Genomic DNA, 17,781 nt, shown 5'->3' on the forward strand with positions numbered 1-17,781 from the left:
GGGCGCGCCTGGCCTGAGGGGGCCCGATCGGCGGCCCCCTCAGGGCGTTGTTGCCGCTGTGCCTGGCTCAGGCGTAGAAGGCCGGGCGCTCCACGAGTTCGACCTCGACGCGGCCGCCCTCGGCCTGGGCCCGGACGCCCGCCTCGCAGACCGCGGCCGTGGCGTAGCCGTCCCAGGCGCTGGGTCCCGTGACCTCGCCGCGCCGGGTGGCGTCCACCCAGGCCTGCACCTGGCGGTCGTACGCGTCCTCGAAGCGCTCCACGAAGTCCTGGGCGATAGTGCCTCCCCAGCGGCCCGCCATGTTCGTGACCAGGGCGTGTCCGTCACCGATGCGGGCCGTGCCGCGCTCGCAGACCACCTCGGCCTGGACCTGGTACCCGAAGCCGCAGTTGACGTTGATCTCGACGTCCACGATCGCGCCGCCGGCGGTCTCGAACACCACGAACTGCGGATCCTGCAGGCCTTCCGGCGCGTTGCCCGACGGTGTCGGCTTCAGCACGGTCACCGCGGTGATCTCGTGACCGAGCAGCCAGCGGGTGATGTCCATCTCGTGCACGACGGAGTCGTTGATGAGCATCTCGCTGGTGAAGCCGGGCGGGGTCGCGACGTTGCGGTGCCGGTTGTGCAGCATCAGCGGCCGGCCCAGCTGGCCCGTCTCCAGCAGCGCCTTGAGCTTCACGTACTCGGTGTCGTAACGGCGCATGAAGCCCACCTGCACCAGGCGGTGCCCGAGCTTCCGCTCGGCCTCCAGGACGCGCAGCGCCGAGGCCGAGCCCGGCGTGAGCGGCTTCTCGCACAGCACGGGCAGGTCGTGCTCGAAGGCGGTGAGCAGGGCCGCCTCGTGGGCGGGGCCCGGGGAGGCGATGAGGACGGCGTCCACGCCCTCCGCGGCCATGGCGGCGGACGGGTCGGTGTACGCGGAGCAGTCCTCGATGCCGTCGGCGACGCGCTTGACGCGTTCCGCGTCGACGTCCACGACGGCGACCACGCGGGCCCCGTTGGTCACCTCGCTGAGCCGACGGACATGATCGGCGCCCATCTTCCCGGTGCCGATGACCGCCACGCCGAGCGTTCCGCGCTGAGCCATGGTCGGTTGCTCCCTTCTCAGGCGCCGCAGGAGCGCAGGAACGTGCGGGTGCGCACCGCGATGGGCAGGGGCTTGTCCGGCGGACAGGGGTACATGTCCTGCTCGACGATGGCGAACAGGTCGACGCCGAGCTTCTGGGCGGCGGCCAGCACCGGCTCCAGGGCGGGGACGCCGGCCGGGGGCTCGCACATCACTCCGCGCTGCACGGCCGGGCCGAACGGGATCTCGTTCCTGACGACGTCGGCGAGGATCTGCGGATCGACCTGTTTGAGGTGCAGATAGCCGATGCGCTCGCCGTACGTCTCGATCAGCTTGACGCTGTCGCCACCGCAGTAGGCGTAGTGGCCCGTGTCCAGACAGAGGCCCACCAGGCCGGAGTCGGTCGAGTCGAGGAAGCGCTCGACGTGCTCCTCGGTGTCGATGTGCGTGTCGGCGTGCGGGTGCACGACGATGTCGAGCCCGTAGCGCTCCTTGACCTCGTGCCCCAGCCGCTCCATGCCCTTGGCCAGGTACGACCATTGACGGACCGTCAGGTCCGGCGGCTCGATCAGCGCGGCGGTCTTGTCGTCCCGCCAGAACGACGGGATGACCACGAGGTGTTTCGCGCCCATGGCCCGGGTCAGTTCGGCGACCTGGCTGACATGCTCCCAGGTGGCGTCCCAGACGTCGGGGCCGCGGTGCAGCGCCGTGAAGACCGTCCCGGCCGACACCCGCAGGTCGCGCTTGGCCACCTCGTCGGTGAGCCTGGCCGGGTCGGTCGGCAGATAGCCGTACGGGCCGAGCTCGATCCAGGAGTAGCCGGCCTCGGAGACCTCGTCCAGGAAACGTTCCCAGGGAACCTGCTGGGGATCGTCGGGGAACCAGACGCCCCAGGAGTCCGGAGCCGAGCCGACGCGGATACGGTCGAGCGCGCCGGTCATCAGGACTTCCTCTCCGACGCGGGAAGGGAAGCCTTGAGGTCCTCCTCCTCGGGGAGTTTGTCGACGTCGACGCCGCGGACCTGGGCGAGTTCGTGTTTGAGGGCGGCGAGTTCGGCGCCGCCCGCCATGTGGTTGGTGAGCTCTTCGAGGGTGACGTCGCTGCGGGCGGCGGAGAGTTCCATGGTGCCCAGGCGCAGGACGCTGAAGTGGTCGCCGACCATGTAGGCGTGGTGGGGGTTGTGGGTGATGAAGATGACGCCCAGGCCGCGGTCGCGGGCGGCGGCGATGTACTTGAGGACGACGCCGGACTGCTTGACGCCGAGGGCGGCGGTGGGTTCGTCGAGGATCAGGACGCGGGCGCCGAAGTAGACGGCGCGGGCGATGGCCACGGACTGGCGCTGGCCGCCGGAGAGGGTGCCGATGGGCTGGTCGAGGTCGTCCAGGACGATGCCCATGGCCTGGAGTTCGGTGTCCGCGGTCTCCTTCATCCTGGCGATGTCGAGGCGGCGGACGGGCCAGGGGCCCTTGGTCATCTCGGAGCCGAGGAAGAAGTTGCGCCAGACCGGCATGAGCGGCACGGTGGCGAGGTCCTGGTAGACGGTGGCGATGCCCTTGTCGAGGGCCTCGCGCGGGGTGTTCAGCTGGACGGCGTGGCCGTCGATGAGGAACTCGCCCTCGGTGTGCTGGTGCAGCCCCGAGATGATCTTGATCAGCGTCGACTTGCCGGCGCCGTTGTCGCCGAGCACGCAGGTGACCTGGCTGGGATGCACGGCCAGGTCCACGCTGTGCAGGGCGCGGACGTTGCCGTAGGCCTTGCCGGCGCCGCGCAGCTGCACGATCGGCTCGGCGTCCTCGGGCTTGTCCTGGACGGCTGTGGCTCCGTTGGGGGAGGTGTTGTCGGTGGTCATGGCGTTACCTCCGGGTGGCCTGGCGGCGGACCCACAGATTGACGAGGGCGGCGAGCAGGAGCATGACGCCGAGGAAGGCCTTGAACCAGTCGGGGTTCCAGTTGGCGTAGACGATGCCCTGGGAGACCATGCCGAAGATGAAGGCGCCGATGACGGGGCCGATCGCGGAGCCGTAGCCGCCGGTCAGGAGACAGCCGCCGATGACCGCGGCGATGATGTAGAGGAACTCGTTGCCCACGCCCTCGCCGGACTGGACGGTGTTGAACGAGAACAGGATGTGCATGCCGACGAACCAGGCGCCGGCGCCGACGCCCATGAACAGGGCGATCTTGGTGAACGTGACGGGGACGCCGACCGCGCGGGCGCTGTCCTTGTTGCCGCCGGTGGCGAAGATCCAGTTGCCGAACTTGGTGCGCAGCAGCAGCCAGGTGGCGGCGGCGGCGAAGACCAGCCAGTAGAAGACGGTGATCTTGACGTCGACGCCGCCGATGCCGATCTCGGAGGCGAAGACCTTCTTGGCCTGGTCGAAGCCGTCCATGTCGCTGATCGAGTCGGTGGCGACGTTCCCGGTGAAGATCTTGGTGATGGCGAGGTTGGCGCCCTGCAGGATCAGGAACGAGCCCAGGGTGATCAGGAAGGACGGCAGGCCGGTGCGTACCAGCATGTAGCCGTTGAACGCGCCGATGGCCAGAGCCACCACCAGGGCGACGATGACGCCGGTCCACACGTTCATGGAGAGCTGGAAGCTCCACATGCTGGCGGTCAGTGCGGAGGTGGTGACTGCGACGCCGGCGGACAGGTCGAACTCGCCGCCGATCATCAGCAGCGCCACCGGCAGGGCCATGATGCCCATGACGGAGGACTCGTAGAGCACGTTGGCCAGCGAGCTCGCCTCGCGGAACGGCGAGGCGACGGCGAAGAAGAAGACGTAGACGGCGATCGCCGCGATCAGCGCGCCGATCTCGGGACGGGCCGCCAGCCTGCGTGCCAGTGACCGTTGGGTGGTCCGGCCGTCCTTGGGGGCGGCCGGCGAACCCGGCGACGAGTTGCTCGTCGCCGGTGCCGTTGCCTGGGTCATGGGTGTCACCGAGTGCCCTTCGCGGCGAACTTCGCGATGTCGGCCACGTTCTCCTTGTCGACGAACGCCGGACCGGTCAGCACCGGCTCCTGGCCACCACCGCTGAAGTTGCCGTTCGTCTTGTAGAGCCACAGGGCGTCGACCGAGAGGTAGCCCTGCAGGTACGGCTGCTGGTCGACGGCGAACTGGATGTCGCCGTCCTCGATGGCCTTGACCATCTCCTTGTTGAGGTCGAAGGTCGCGACCTTGGCCTTGCTGCCCGCGTCGTCCACGGACTGCACGGAGGTCAGCGCGAACGGGGCGCCGAGCGTGACCACGTAGTCGATCGAGCTGTCCTGCTTGAGCTTGGCGGTGATCGTCGACTTCACGGACGGCATGTTCGTGCCGTTCACGTAGAGGTTCGTGGTCTTGCCCTTGAACGTCTTCTTCACGCCGGCGCAGCGCGCCTCCAGGGCGACGTGGCCCTGCTCCTGGATGACACAGATGTTGTTCTTGGCGCCGAGTTCGTTGAGCTTCTCGCCGAAGGCCTCACCGGCGACCGACTCGTCCTGGCCGAAGTACTCCAGGAGTCCCTGCTCCTTCCAGTCGTCGATGCCGCCGTTGAGGCCGACGACCGGGATGCCGGCCTTCTCCGCCTTGGCGACCACGGACTTCATGGCGTCCGGCTTGGCGAGGGTGACCGCGATGCCGTCGACCTTCTGGTCGATGGCGTTCTGGACGAGGTTGGCCTGCTTCGCCGAGTCGGGGTTGCTGGAGTAGACCAGCTCGACGTTGTCCTTGGCGGCGGCGGCTTCCGCCCCCTTGCGGATGAGGTCCCAGAAGGTGTCGCCGGGAGCCGCGTGGGTGACCATCGCGACCTTCATGCGGGGGGTGTCGGCCTTGCCGGCGGACGCGTTGCCCGTGTCCTCCTCGGCCTTCTTGCCGCCGGAGTCGCTGGAACAACCGGTGACTATCAGGGCCGCCGCGGCGGCCGCGGCGGCGAGGGCGATTCTGCGGGAACGGGGGCGAGACGTGCGGTCCATCTTTCCGGCACCTCACTGTGCTACAGGGGAAAGGGAGCAGGGGCAGTGGTCCGGGCGGGAGCCCGGGCCTTGGCCCGTACGGAGGGAACCGCAGGGCCAGGTACGAACAAACTCGGCTGTGCTGTTGGGAGGGGATGTAAGTCCCTGACTGACCCCGCTGTCAATACTTTGTTAAGACATCATTTCACGATCACGTGAGAATGTAAGTACAAAGTCTTGACATGACTCGGTCTCGGTCTTACACCTAGGACACACCGGTGCCCTGCATCCCGCACCCCCGGAAGTCCGCAGCCACCACGAGGAGCGACGCGTATGACCGAGTCCTTCGACCTGATCACCATGGGTCGCATCGGGGTCGATCTCTACCCTCTGCAGACCGGCGTGCCGCTCGCCCGCGTCGAAACCTTCGGCAAGTTCCTCGGCGGTTCGGCGGCCAACGTGGCGGTCGCCGCGGCACGCCTGGGGCGCACCACGGCGATCGTCAGCCGAACCGGCGATGATCCCTTCGGAGCCTATCTCCACCAGGCTCTCAAGGAATTCGGGGTCGACGACCGCTGGGTCACCCCCGTCGCGGAGTACCCCACACCGGTCACGTTCTGTGAGATCTTCCCGCCCGACGACTTCCCGCTGTACTTCTACCGGCAGCCCAAGGCGCCCGACCTGGTGATCCGCACGGACGAGCTGGACTTCTTCGCCGTCCGGGCGGCGAAGATCTTCTGGATCACCGGTACCGGACTGAGCGAGGAGCCCAGCCGCTCGGCCACGCTCGCCGCCCTCAAGGCCCGCGACAAGGCCGGCACCACCGTCTTCGACCTCGACTGGCGCCCGATGTTCTGGAAGGACCCGGCCGAGGCCCGCCCGTACTACGCCGAAGCCCTGCGGCATGTGACGGTCGCCGTCGGCAACCTCGACGAGTGCGAGGTCGCCACCGGCGTCCGGGAGCCGCGCGCATGCGCCGAGGCCCTCCTGGAGGCAGGCGTGGAGCTGGCCGTCGTCAAGCAGGGCCCGAAGGGCGTCCTCGCCGTCCACCGCGACGGCACCACCGCCGAAGTACCGCCCGTACCCGTGGAGGTGGTCAACGGCCTCGGCGCGGGGGACGCGTTCGGCGGCTCGCTCTGCCACGGGCTGCTGGCCGGCTGGGAACTGGAGAAGACGATGCGGTACGCCAACGCGGCCGGCGCCCTCGTCGCCTCCCGCCTCGCCTGCTCCTCCGCGATGCCGACCGCCGCCGAGGTCGAGGAACTCGTCGCCTCCCGCGGCTGACGCCGCCACCCCCTGAACGGAGCCAACTCTTGAGCATCACCATCCCCGACCTCGTCAGGGTGCGCGCCCGGCACCCCGAGGCCGTGGCCGAAGCGGCCGCCCGCCGCGCCCGGCGCCCCCTCGTCGGCGACAGCGGCCGCCTCATGATCGTGGCCGCCGACCATCCGGCCCGCGGCGCTCTCGGGGTCGGCGACCGCAGACTGGCCATGGCCAACCGCGCCGACCTGCTGGAGCGGCTGTGCGTCGCGCTGTCCCGGCCGGGCGTGGACGGGGTGCTCGCCACCGCCGACATACTGGACGACCTGCTCCTGCTCGGCGCGCTGGAGAACAAGGTCGTCATGGGCTCCATGAACCGCGGCGGTCTGGCCGGCGCGTCCTTCGAGATGGACGACCGCTTCACCGGCCACCGGGCCGAGGACATCGCCCGGCTGAACTTCGACGCGGGCAAACTGCTGGTCCGCATCGACTACGACGACCCGGGCTCGCTGACCACGCTGGAGTCCACCGCCCGGGCGATCGACGACATGGCGGCGCACCGCCTGCCCGTGTTCGTCGAGCCGTTCATCTCCCGCCGCGTCGAGGGGACGGTCCGCAACGACCTCACGGCGGAGGCCGTCACCCGCTCCATCGCCATCGCCTCCGGCCTCGGCGGCACCTCCGCGTACACCTGGCTGAAACTGCCCGTCACCAGCGACCCGGACGACATGGCCGTCGCGCTGGAGACCTCGACCCTGCCGGCCGTCCTGCTCGGCGGCGAGGTCGGCAGGGACCAGGAGGGCGCGTACGAGAAGTGGCGCAAGGCGCTGCGGCTGCCCACCGTCCAGGGCCTCGTCGTCGGCCGGTCCCTGCTCTATCCCGCCGAGGGCAGCGTGGAGACCGCGGTGGACACCGCGGTCGGCCTCCTCTGACCGGAAGGACCCACTTCATGACCAGCGCACATCACCTGCCCGCGGGCAAGGCCGCGAGCGGCCCGTACGCCGTGGACGTCACCCCGGAGAGCGCCGGCTGGGACCACTCCAGCCTCCGTGTCCTGGAACTGCCGCCCGGCGGCACGCACGAGTTCACCGCCGGTGACAGCGAGTGGATCGTCACCTCGCTCGGCGGCGGCTGCTCCGTCGCCGTCACCGACGACTTCGGCCGCGACGAGTTCGCGCTGCACGGCCGCACGAGCGTCTTCGACGGCGTCAGCGACTTCGTCTACGTGCCGCGCGACGCGAGCGCGACCCTCACCTCCGACGGCGGCGGGCGCTTCGCGCTCACCGGGGCCCGCTGCTCCCGGCGCCTGCCGGCCCGCCACGGGCCCGCCGAGGACGTGCCCGTCGAGCTGCGCGGCAGTGGCAACTGCTCCCGCCGGGTCCACAACTTCGGCGCGGCCGGGGTCTTCGAGTGCGACAAGCTCATCGCCGTCGAGGTGATCACTCCCGGCGGCAACTGGTCCTCGTACCCGCCGCACAAGCACGACGAGAACCGGCCCGGCGAGGAGTCCGAACTGGAGGAGATCTACTACTTCGAGATCGCCGACCACGAGGGCACGCCCGGCCTCGGCTACCAGCGGGTCTCGCCGTCCGGCCACGGCAGCGGCACCGACGTGCTGGCCGAGGTGCGCGGCGGAGACGTCGTCCTGATCCCGGACGGCTGGCACGGCCCCTCGATCGCCGCGCCCGGCCACGACATGTACTACCTCAACGTCATGGCGGGCCCCGGTGCCGACCGCGCCTGGCTGATCTGCGACCACCCCGACCACGCCTGGATCCGCGACACCTGGCCGAGCCAGCCCGTCGACCCCCGGCTGACCCGATCCACGTCCGCATCCCAGTGAGGAACCGATGAGCCGCTCCACCCTCCGACTGACCGTCGCCCAGGCACTGGTGCGTTTCCTGGCCGCGCAGTACACCGAACGCGACGGCGTACGGCACCGGCTGATCGCCGGAACCTGGGGAATCTTCGGCCATGGCAACGTTGCCGGGATCGGCCAGGCACTCCTGGAGGCCGGCGAGGACACCATGCCCTTCCACCAGGGCCGCAACGAACAGGCCATGGTGCACGCAGCCGTGGCCCACGCCCGCCAGCTCGACCGGCTCTCCGCGCAGGCGGTCACCACCTCCATCGGCCCCGGCGCCACCAACCTCGTCACCGGCGCGGCCCTGGCCACGGTCAACCGCCTCCCGGTGCTGCTCCTGCCCGGTGACTACTTCGCGACCCGCGCCGCCGACCCGCTGCTCCAGCAGCTGGAGCACCCCGTGGAGGCGGACCTCTCGGTCAACGACACGCTGCGCCCGGTCTCCCGCTACTTCGACCGGATCACCCGCCCCGAGGCGCTGATCCCGTCCGCGCTGAACGCGATGCGCGTGCTCGCCGACCCCGTGGAGACCGGCGCCGTCACCCTGGCCCTGCCGCAGGACGTCCAGGCCGAGGCGTACGACTGGCCCGAGGAGTTCTTCGCCGACCGGGTCTGGCACGTGCGCCGCCCGGCGCCCGACCCGGCCGAGCTCGCGGCCGCCGTGGAGGCCGTACGCGGCTCCCGGCGCCCCCTGATCGTCGCGGGCGGCGGAATCCACCACAGCGAGGCCGAGGCGGCGCTCAAGGCGTTCGTGGAGGCCACCGGCATCCCGGTCGCGTCCACCCAGGCCGGCAAGGGATCGCTGCGCCACGACCACCCGGCCGACCTCGGCGGCGTCGGCCACACCGGCACCGCCGTCGCCGACGACCTGGCCCGCACCGCCGACCTGGTCATCGGCGTCGGCACCCGCTACACGGACTTCACCACCGCCTCCGCCACGCTCTTCCAGGAGCCGGGCGTCCGGTTCGTCAACCTGAACGTGGCCGCCTTCGACGCGCACAAGCTGAGCGCGCGCACCCTGGTCGCCGACGCCCGCGCCGGTCTCGAAGCCCTCACGCAGGCGCTCGCCGGCCATCGCGTGGACACGGCGTACGAGGCCGAGTACCGCGCGGGCAAGGAGCGCTGGGAGCAGGTCGTGGACGCCGCCTTCCGGGCGGACGACGAGCACGCCGTACCCACCCAGACCCAGGTCCTCGGCGCCCTGGACGCCGTGGTGGGCGACGACGACGTGGTCATCAACGCGGCCGGCTCGCTCCCCGGCGACCTGCACAAGCTCTGGCGTGCGCGAAGCCCGCGCCAGTACCACCTGGAGTACGGCTACTCCTGCATGGGCTACGAGATCCCGGCGGGCATCGGCGTCCAGCAGGCCGCCCCCGGCACCCCCGTCTGGTCGCTGGTCGGCGACGGCACGTACCTCATGATGCCCACCGAGATCGTCACGGCCGTCCAGGAACGGCTGCCCGTCAACCTGGTGCTGATCCAGAACCACGGGTACGCGTCCATCGGCGGACTCTCCGAGACGGTCGGCGGCGAGCGCTTCGGCACCGCCTACCGCTACCGCGCTCCCGACGGCACCTTCACCGGCGACCCGCTGCCGGTCGACCTGGCCGCCAACGCCGCCAGCCTCGGGATGGACGTCCTGCGCGCCAAGACCGTCCGCGAACTGCGGGACGCCCTGGCCACCGCCCGCGCCTCCGACCGGCCGACGTGCGTGTACGTCGAGACCGATCCGACGCCCGGCGCCCCCGGTGCCGAGGCCTGGTGGGACGTACCGGTCGCCGAGGTCGCCTCCCGAGAGGCCGCGACCCGCGCCCGCGAGACGTACGACCGGAACGTCGTCGACCGCCGCCGCCACCTCTGAACTCCCCGCTCACGAAAAGGACCCGCACCTCATGAAGAACATCGACCACTGGATCGGGGGGAAGCCCGTCGAGGGCACCTCCAGCCGCTTCGGGCCCGTCTACAACCCCGCCACGGGCGCCCAGGAGAAGCAGGTGCCCTTCGCCTCCGTGGACGAGGTGGACGCCGCCGTCGCCTCCGCGAAGGCCGCCTTCGAGAGCTGGGGCACCGCCTCGCTGGCCAAGCGCACCTCGGTCCTCTTCAAGTACCGCGAGCTGCTCGACGCGCACCGCGACGAGATCGCCGAGCTCATCACCGCCGAGCACGGCAAGGTGCACTCCGACGCGCTCGGCGAGGTCGCCCGGGGCATGGAGATCGTCGAACTCGCCTGTTCGGTACCGCAGTTGGTGAAGGGCGAGCTGTCCACGCAGGTCTCCACCCGGGTCGACGTGGCCGCGATCCGCCAGCCCCTCGGCGTCGTTGCCGGCATCACGCCGTTCAACTTCCCGGCCATGGTGCCGATGTGGATGTTCCCGCTGGCCATCGCGTGCGGCAACACCTTCGTGCTCAAGCCGAGCGAGAAGGACCCCTCCGCCTCCTACCGGCTGGCCGAGCTGGCCTCCGAGGCGGGCCTGCCGGACGGCGTGCTCAACGTCGTGCAGGGCGACAAGGTCGCCGTCGACCGCCTCCTGGAGCACCCGGACATCACGGCCGTCTCCTTCGTCGGCTCCACGCCCATCGCCAAGTACATCCAGCTCAAGGGCATCGAGCACGGCAAGCGCGTGCAGGCCCTCGGCGGCGCCAAGAACCACATGCTGGTGCTGCCCGACGCCGACCTGGACTTCGCCGCCGACCAGGCCATCAACGCCGCCTACGGCTCGGCAGGCGAGCGCTGCATGGCCGTGTCCGTCGTCGTCGCGGTCGGCGACACCGGCGACGAGCTGGTCGGCAAGATCGCCGAGCGCGCCAAGGGCCTGAAGATCGGCCCCGGCAGCGACGCCGCCAGCGAGATGGGCCCCCTCATCACCCGCGAGCACCGCGACAAGGTCGCCTCGTACGTCGAGAGCGCCCGCGCCCAGGGCGCCGAGGTCGTCGTGGACGGCACCGGCTACACCGTCCCCGGTCACGAGGACGGCTTCTTCATCGGCGTCTCGCTCCTCGACAGGGTCCCGGTCACCGCGGACGCGTACAAGGACGAGATCTTCGGCCCGGTGCTGTGCGTGGTCCGCGCCGACACGTACGACGAGGCCATCGCGCTGATCAACAGCTCCCGCTGGGGCAACGGCACCGCGATCTTCACCCGAGACGGCGGCGCCGCCCGCCGCTTCCAGCTGGAGGTCCAGGCCGGCATGGTCGGCATCAACGTCCCGATCCCCGTGCCCGTCGGCTACCACTCCTTCGGCGGCTGGAAGGACTCCCTCTTCGGCGACCACCACATCTACGGCAACGACGGCGTCGCCTTCTACACCCAGGGCAAGGTCATCACCACCCGCTGGCCCGACCCGGCGGACGGCGGCGGCATCAACCTCGGCTTCCCCAGCAACTCCTGACACAAGCCGCACCGAAGGAGGCCGTGCCCGACACCGGCACGGCCTCACCGAAGCCGTACGGGGTACCGGCACGACCTGACCGGGAACCACGTACCCACGGACACGCGAAGGGAGGGGCACCCGTGGCATCCACCGAAACGGCACGTCCGGCTACCGCCGCGGCCTTCGACAGCCTGGAGGTCGCCCTGGACCGGGGCAGCCCGATCCCGCTCTACTACCAGCTCGCCCAGCAGCTGGAGTCCGCGATCGAACACGGGGCGCTCGCCCCGGGCAACCTGCTGGGCAACGAGGTGGACATAGCCGCCCGGCTCGGCCTGTCCCGGCCGACCGTCCGCCAGGCCATCCAGTCGCTGGTGGACAAGGGTCTGCTGGTGCGCCGCCGCGGCATCGGCACCCAGGTGGTGCACAGCCAGGTCCGGCGTTCGCTCGAACTGAGCAGCCTGTACGACGACCTCGCGGCCGCCGGCCAGAGCCCCGCCACCCGGGTACTGCGCAACGAGGTCGAGTCCGCCTCGGCGGACGTCGCCGCGGCCCTCGGCATCCCCGAGGGCCGGGACGTCGTCGTGCTCGAACGGCTGCGCTCGACCCACGGCGAACCCGTGGCCCGTCTCTGCAACTACCTGCCCGCCACGCTCCTCGACCTGGACACCGAGAAGCTGGAGGCAACCGGTCTCTACCGGATGATGCGGGCCGCCGGGATCACGCTGCACAGCGCCCACCAGACCGTCGGGGCCCGCAGCGCCACCGCGGAGGAGGGCGGCCTGCTCGACGAGCGCGCGGGAGCCGCGCTCCTCACCATGCGCCGCACGGCCTACGACGACACCGGGCGGGCCGTCGAGTACGGCACCCACGTCTACCGCGCGTCCCGCTACACCTTCGACTTCCAGCTGCTCGTCCGCCCCTGACGGATGCGGCTGCCGGGGTCGTGCGGCTCCCGCGGCGGTACGTTGGGCCCGTGCAGCTCGGTGCACCGAGTGTGGCGAACGGGAAGACCACTCCCAGAGACGGAGAGGGGTCAGGGTGGCGATGAGCGAGGAGAGCGGCGTGGCGCGGCGCTTCGACATGGCGGACGCCGCCGTCGTGCTGCTGGACGCGCGTACGGCGGTGGCCGGCTGGACGGACGACGCCGAGCGGCTGTTCGGCTACCGCCCGGCCGAGGTCGTGGGCCGGGCCGTGGCCGACCTGCTCATGCCCGAGGACGCCGCGCGGCTGCCTGACCTGACCCGCCGGTGCGGCCCGAGCGGCACCTGGACGGGGCTCCTGGCCGTACGCCACCGTGACGGACACCCGGTCGTCACCACCGTGCGGGTCGTCTCGGCCGTGGAGAGCGCGGACGGCCCGCCGCGCCGGGTGGCCCTGGTCGCCGACATGACCGGCGCCGCGGGCTGGCACATGAGCCGTACGGTGCTGGAGCGGATGGCCGCGCACTCGCCGATCGGCATCGCCATCGTGGACGCGGACCTGCGGTTCGTGTGGTCGAACGCGGCCCTGGAGCAGTTCGGCGGCGGCCCCGCCCACCAGCGGATCGGCAAACGGCTCGCGGACATCCAGCCGGGCCTGGACGCCGAGGCGCTCGAAGCGGTCATGCGCCGGGTGCTGGAGACCGGTGAGGCCGTCATCGGATACGAGCACATCGGCTCGGTGGCCTCGGCGCCGCACCGGGAGACGGCCCACGCGATGTCGTTCACCCGGCTCGACGACGACCAGGGCAACCCGATCGGCGCGTACTACACGGTGGTCGACGTCAGCGAACGCTTCCGGGCCAGGGAGCGGCTCACCCTTCTGGACCAGGCGGGCAAGCGCATCGGCCGCACCCTGGACGTCATGCGCACGGCCCAGGAGCTGGCCGACGTGGCCGTGCCGGGGCTCGCGGACTTCGTCGCCGTCGACCTGCTCGAGTCCGTCCTCGAAGGGGGCGAGCCCGCCCCCGGCCCGCTGAGCGTCACGGACGCGGTACCGCTGCGACGGGCCGGCCAGCAGTCCGTGAGCGAGGGCGTCCCGGAAGCCGTCGTCGACGTCGGACAGGTGGCGCGCTACCTTGTCGGAGCACCCCCGATCAGCTGTCTGACCAGCGGCGACTCCTGGATCGAGGAGCGGCTCGACCCGGGGGCCAAGGAGTGGTCCAACAGCGGACCCGGCGGCCGGGCGGCGACCTTCCGCGACCTCGGGCTGCACACGGTGATGATCGTCCCGATCCGGGCCCGGGGCACCACGCTCGGGATCACCACGTTCTTCCGCAAGCGGCGCAAGGACCCCTTCGACCAGGACGACCTGGCCCTGGCGGAGGAGTTCGTGGCCCGCGCCGCCCTCTGCCTGGACAACGCCCGCCGCTACACCCGGGAACGCGACGCGGCGCTCGTCCTGCAGCGCCATCTGCTGCCGCACCGGCTCCCCGAACAGGACGCGATGGAGGTCGCCGCCTGCTACCGGCCGGCCGACGAACTGACGGGGCTCGGCGGGGACTGGTTCGACGTCATCCCGCTGTCGGGCGCGCGGGTCGCCCTCGTGGTGGGCGACGTGGTCGGGCACGGCATCGAGGCCGCCGCCGCCATGGGCCGGCTGCGGGCCGCCGTGCAGACCCTCGCCGATCTGGACCTGCCGCCCCAGGAGGTGCTGGCCCACCTCGACGACCTGGTCGACCGGTCCGGGCACGAGGACGACCCCGACACGGCGCCCCGCGCCGACGGCGTACCGACGAAGGGCGCCAGCTGCCTCTACGCGGTGTACGACCCGGTCGGCGGCCGGTGCTCCATGGCCGCCGCCGGCCACGGACTGCCCGCCGTCGTGAGGCCGGACGGCACGGTGGACTTCCCCGAACTGCCGCCGGGCCCCGAGCTCGGCGTCGGCGGCCCGCCCTTCGAGTCGGTCGAACTGGAACTCGCGGAGGGCAGTGTGCTGGCGCTGTGCACCGACGGGCTGCTCGCCGCCGAAGGACCCGCGAGCGTGCGGGACGCGGCCGCCGACCGGGAGCGGCTGCGGCGCGTGCTCGAACGGCGGGCGCCCGGCCTCGACGACAGCTGCCAGGCCGTGGTCGAGGCGCTCGTCCCGGCGCGCCCGCCGGACGACGTCGTGCTGCTGATGGCCCGCGCCCGCCGCCTGCCGGCGGAGCGGATGGTGTCCTGGGAGCTGCCCGGTGATCCGGCCGCGGTCGCCGAGGTCCGCAAACGCACCTCGCGGCAGCTGTGCGAGTGGGGACTGGACGAGCTGACCTTCACCACCGAGCTCGTCGTCAGCGAGCTCGTCACGAACGCGATCCGGCACGCGGCCGGACCGATCAGGCTGCGGCTGATCATGTCGAGAACCCTGGTCTGCGAGGTGTGGGACGGCAGTCCCACGGCCCCGCACCTGCGCCACCCGAAGACGACGGACGAGGGCGGCCGCGGTCTCTTCCTGATCTCCCAGTTCACCCAGCGCTGGGGCACGCGCTACACCCAGGACGGCAAGATCATCTGGACGGAACAGTCCCTGGCGGGCCCGGCGGTCTGAGCCCCGGCGGGAGCGGTCCCGCGCCGCGCCCGTCGGTTCGGCCCGGCGTCTCGACAGGTCCTCCGCCGTGCCGGTGACGTCCGATTTTCTGCCGCACACGCGGTGTCTAACGTCGTATTAAGTCACTTTTGTCGCATAGTGCGTCCGGAGGGCGAACCAGGACGGTCGCCCGCGCGCCCCGCGGTTCACCTCCTCGTGCCCGCACCCAACGAGGAGTGACGCCTCATGTCCGACACCGTGTCCCGGCGGTCCGTCCTGCGCCTGCTGGGCGGCGCGACCGCCGTAGCCCTCGCCGCGACCACCGGCCTCCCCACCCCGGCCCGGGCGGCCGCGCGGGAAGCCGCGGGCCCCCGCGTCGAGAGCCTGCTCACCCGGCTCACCCTGGACGAGAAGATCTCCCTGCTGCACGGCGCCCCCGACCCGAAGTCCCTCGGCCAGGCCGGCTGCGTCCCCGGCGTGGAACGGCTCGGAATCCCACCGCTGCGCCTCGCCGACGGCCCCGCCGGAGTCCGCGTCAAGCAGCACGCCACCGCCCTGCCCGCCCCCGTCCTGCTCGCCGCCGCCTTCGACCCCGGCCTCGCCCGCCGCTACGGCCGCGTCATCGGACACGAGGGCCGCGCCCTCGGCCAGGACGTACTGCTCTCGCCGATGGTCAACCTCGTCCGCACCCCGTACGCGGGCCGCAACTTCGAGACCTTCAGCGAGGATCCGCTGCTCTCCGCCGACCTCGTGGCCGAGGAGATCCGCGGCATCCAGGGCGAGGGCCTCATCGCGACCGTCAAGCACTACGCGATGAACAACCAGGAGCAGGACCGCGAGAGCGTCGACGTACGGGTCGACGAGCAGACCCTCAACGAGGTCGAGCTCCGCGCCTTCGAGGCCGCCGTCGGCGCGGGCACCCGCGCCGTCATGGGCGCCTACAACAAGGTCAACGGCACCTACGCCTGCGAGAACGAGGAACTCCTCACCGGCATCCTCCGCGACCGCTGGGGCTTCCAGGGCTGGGTGATGACCGACTGGCACGCAGCCCACAGCACGGTCGCCGCGCTCACCGCGGGCCTCGACATGGAGATGCCGAACGGCAAGTACTTCGGGGCCGCCCTGAAGACGGCGGTCCGCGACGGGAGCGTCTTTGAGGAGTACGTCGACCGGGCCGTACGCCGGATCCTCACCGCGATGGACGACTTCGGGCTCCTCGACGGCAGCGCCCCGCCCCGCCCCGCCCGGGACGCGGCGGCCGGCGCGGCCGTGGCCCTGGAGGTCGCCAAGGCGGGCGCGACCCTCCTGCACAACGCGAACGGCACCCTGCCCCTGACCGGCGAGGCCGCCCGCAGCATCGCCGTCGTCGGCCCCACCGGCTCGCTCCCGTTCGTCAGCGGCGGCGGCAGCGCCCACGTCGTGCCCGACCACGCCGACAGCCCGCTCGACGCCATCAGGTTCCGCGCGGGAGAAGGCTCCCGGGTGTCGTACGCACTCGGTGAGGACCTCTTCGGCAAGCCCCTGCCGAAGGACGCGCTCTCGGCCGGGATCACCCCGGAGGCCCAGCGGGTCGCCGCCGGGAAGACCTGGACGTACGACGGGACGCTCACCGTCGAGGACGACGACGAGTGGACCTTCGTCGTCCACTACTCCGGCACACGGCCCAAGGTGCTCCTCGACGGAGTCGACCTCTTCCCGGTGGCGACCGGCCTCGCCGAGTACTTCACCGGCGGACTGGTGTCCGCCGCGCCCGACGGCCTGGCGGTGCGCCGCAGGACGCTGGACCTCGCCGCCGGTGAGCACCGGATCGAGATCACCGCGAAGGGCGGCGCCAAGGGGCAGACGTTCAGACTGCGGCGCGCCACCGGCGCGACCCGCGCCCAGGACGTGGCCGAGGCCGTGCGGGCCGCGAGCGCCGCCCACAGCGTCGTCCTGTTCGCGTACGAGGACGCCACCGAGAACCAGGACCGCACGACCCTCGCGCTCCCCGGCCACCAGGCACAGCTGATCGAGGCGGTGACGGCGGCGAACCCCCGGACGGCCGTCGTCCTCAACACCTCGTCGTCGACCTCGATGCCGTGGCTGGAACGCACCGCCGCCGTGCTCCAGATGTACTACCCGGGCCAGGAGGGCGCGGCGGCCACCGCCGCCGTCCTGTTCGGCGACTGCGACCCCGGCGGACGGCTCACCCAGTCCTTCCCGGTCGACGACGACCACCACCCGGTCGCGGGGGAACCACGCCGCTACCCGGGCGTGAACGGCGTCGAGCACTACTCGGAGGGGATCCACGTCGGCTACCGCTGGTACGACGCCAAGGGCGTACGGCCGCTGTTCCCGTTCGGGTACGGGCTCTCGTACACGTCCTTCGCGTACGGGGAACTGCGGGTGGAGCGGACCGGGGACGGGCTGGAGGTGTCCTTCACCGTGCGGAACACGGGCCGGCGGGACGGTGTCGACGTCCCGCAGGTCTACGTGGGGCCCTCGCCGGACCTCCGGGTCGACCAGGCCGTGCGGGTGCTGGGCGGCTACCAGCGGCTCGCGCTGAAGGCGGGGGAGTCGCGCCGGGTCACCGTGCGCGTCGACGAGCGCACGCTCTCCTCGTGGGATCCGAAGCGGCACGGCTGGGTGCTCGGTACCGGACGGCGGACCGTGTGGGTGGGGGCCTCGTCGAGCGAACTGCGCCTCAGTTCGAGGGCCGGGGTGTGAGGGACCTGAGGGGCTCTGTGCCTGTGGAGTGAACGGGTAGGCTGCCCGGCGTGCGTTCGGGGCCGAGCGCACGCCGGGCCCGGGCCCGGTCCGCGGTGAATCG

General features: G+C 71.5%; 13 protein-coding genes. 8 read left to right on the forward strand and 5 right to left on the reverse strand.

Annotated features, from left to right (window positions below):
* Nucleotides 1-67 precede the first annotated feature (67 nt).
* From O1Q96_RS15475 to O1Q96_RS15495, 5 genes are read right to left on the reverse strand one after another with little or no spacing between them, the layout of a single operon-like run.
* Nucleotides 68-1,087 (reverse strand): Gfo/Idh/MocA family protein, encoded by a 1,020-nt coding sequence (locus tag O1Q96_RS15475; protein ID WP_269248716.1) that lies wholly within the window; start codon nt 1,085-1,087, stop codon nt 68-70.
* A gap of 17 nt (nt 1,088-1,104) precedes the next feature.
* Nucleotides 1,105-2,007, reverse strand: coding sequence for a sugar phosphate isomerase/epimerase family protein (locus O1Q96_RS15480; protein ID WP_269248717.1), 903 nt, complete (start codon nt 2,005-2,007; stop codon nt 1,105-1,107).
* The gene (locus O1Q96_RS15485) at nt 2,007-2,915 is read right to left on the reverse strand and encodes an ATP-binding cassette domain-containing protein (RefSeq protein WP_269248718.1); all 909 of its coding nucleotides are present in this window, start codon (nt 2,913-2,915) and stop codon (nt 2,007-2,009) included. The genes O1Q96_RS15480 and O1Q96_RS15485 overlap by 1 nt, the downstream gene beginning before the upstream one ends.
* A gap of 4 nt (nt 2,916-2,919) precedes the next feature.
* Nucleotides 2,920-3,993: an ABC transporter permease gene (locus O1Q96_RS15490; RefSeq protein ID WP_269248719.1), complete on the reverse strand. Its 1,074-nt coding sequence runs from the start codon at nt 3,991-3,993 to the stop codon at nt 2,920-2,922.
* Between the two features lie 5 nt (nt 3,994-3,998).
* Entirely contained in the window at nt 3,999-5,015 is a 1,017-nt protein-coding gene (locus tag O1Q96_RS15495) for a sugar ABC transporter substrate-binding protein (protein WP_269248720.1), read from the reverse strand.
* A gap of 312 nt (nt 5,016-5,327) precedes the next feature.
* Here O1Q96_RS15495 and iolC point away from each other — a divergent pair, with 312 nt between their 5' ends.
* The 8 genes from iolC (at nt 5,328) to O1Q96_RS15535 (ending at nt 17,678) form a co-directional block, all read left to right on the forward strand.
* Nucleotides 5,328-6,278, forward strand: a complete 951-nt coding sequence (iolC, locus tag O1Q96_RS15500) for a 5-dehydro-2-deoxygluconokinase (protein ID WP_269248721.1) — start codon at nt 5,328-5,330, stop codon at nt 6,276-6,278.
* Nucleotides 6,279-6,307: 29 nt separating this feature from the next.
* Nucleotides 6,308-7,186 (forward strand): Cgl0159 family (beta/alpha)8-fold protein, encoded by an 879-nt coding sequence (locus O1Q96_RS15505; RefSeq protein ID WP_269248722.1) that lies wholly within the window; start codon nt 6,308-6,310, stop codon nt 7,184-7,186.
* 17 nt (nt 7,187-7,203) lie between these two features.
* Nucleotides 7,204-8,097 (forward strand): 5-deoxy-glucuronate isomerase, encoded by an 894-nt coding sequence (iolB, locus tag O1Q96_RS15510; RefSeq protein WP_269248723.1) that lies wholly within the window; start codon nt 7,204-7,206, stop codon nt 8,095-8,097.
* Between the two features lie 7 nt (nt 8,098-8,104).
* A complete protein-coding gene (gene iolD, locus O1Q96_RS15515) occupies nt 8,105-9,979 on the forward strand; it encodes a 3D-(3,5/4)-trihydroxycyclohexane-1,2-dione acylhydrolase (decyclizing) (RefSeq protein ID WP_269248724.1) in 1,875 nt (624 codons plus the stop codon).
* A 31-nt stretch (nt 9,980-10,010) separates the two neighbouring features.
* Entirely contained in the window at nt 10,011-11,507 is a 1,497-nt protein-coding gene (locus O1Q96_RS15520) for a CoA-acylating methylmalonate-semialdehyde dehydrogenase (RefSeq protein WP_269248725.1), read from the forward strand.
* Between the two features lie 122 nt (nt 11,508-11,629).
* Nucleotides 11,630-12,412, forward strand: coding sequence for a GntR family transcriptional regulator (locus O1Q96_RS15525; RefSeq protein WP_269248726.1), 783 nt, complete (start codon nt 11,630-11,632; stop codon nt 12,410-12,412).
* A 121-nt stretch (nt 12,413-12,533) separates the two neighbouring features.
* Nucleotides 12,534-14,993: a SpoIIE family protein phosphatase gene (locus O1Q96_RS15530; protein WP_269248727.1), complete on the forward strand. Its 2,460-nt coding sequence runs from the start codon at nt 12,534-12,536 to the stop codon at nt 14,991-14,993.
* A 225-nt stretch (nt 14,994-15,218) separates the two neighbouring features.
* Nucleotides 15,219-17,678: a beta-glucosidase family protein gene (locus O1Q96_RS15535; protein WP_269248728.1), complete on the forward strand. Its 2,460-nt coding sequence runs from the start codon at nt 15,219-15,221 to the stop codon at nt 17,676-17,678.
* Nucleotides 17,679-17,781: the final 103 nt, after the last annotated feature.

It is taken from the genome of Streptomyces aurantiacus (assembly GCF_027107535.1).
Taxonomy (GTDB): domain Bacteria; phylum Actinomycetota; class Actinomycetes; order Streptomycetales; family Streptomycetaceae; genus Streptomyces.

Excerpts from the sequence above, each read along its gene's own strand:
- iolD (WP_269248724.1), top strand. The coding sequence starts at position 8,105 with ATGAGCCGCTCCACCCTCCGACTGACCGTCGCCCAGGCACTGGTGCGT.
- O1Q96_RS15530 (WP_269248727.1), top strand. The coding sequence starts at position 12,534 with ATGAGCGAGGAGAGCGGCGTGGCGCGGCGCTTCGACATGGCGGACGCC.
- iolB (WP_269248723.1), top strand. The coding sequence starts at position 7,204 with ATGACCAGCGCACATCACCTGCCCGCGGGCAAGGCCGCGAGCGGCCCG.
- O1Q96_RS15475 (WP_269248716.1), bottom strand. The coding sequence starts at position 1,087 with ATGGCTCAGCGCGGAACGCTCGGCGTGGCGGTCATCGGCACCGGGAAG.
- O1Q96_RS15490 (WP_269248719.1), bottom strand. The coding sequence starts at position 3,993 with ATGACCCAGGCAACGGCACCGGCGACGAGCAACTCGTCGCCGGGTTCG.
- O1Q96_RS15535 (WP_269248728.1), top strand. The coding sequence starts at position 15,219 with ATGTCCGACACCGTGTCCCGGCGGTCCGTCCTGCGCCTGCTGGGCGGC.
- O1Q96_RS15485 (WP_269248718.1), bottom strand. The coding sequence starts at position 2,915 with ATGACCACCGACAACACCTCCCCCAACGGAGCCACAGCCGTCCAGGAC.
- iolC (WP_269248721.1), top strand. The coding sequence starts at position 5,328 with ATGACCGAGTCCTTCGACCTGATCACCATGGGTCGCATCGGGGTCGAT.
- O1Q96_RS15495 (WP_269248720.1), bottom strand. The coding sequence starts at position 5,015 with ATGGACCGCACGTCTCGCCCCCGTTCCCGCAGAATCGCCCTCGCCGCC.
- O1Q96_RS15480 (WP_269248717.1), bottom strand. The coding sequence starts at position 2,007 with ATGACCGGCGCGCTCGACCGTATCCGCGTCGGCTCGGCTCCGGACTCC.
- O1Q96_RS15520 (WP_269248725.1), top strand. The coding sequence starts at position 10,011 with ATGAAGAACATCGACCACTGGATCGGGGGGAAGCCCGTCGAGGGCACC.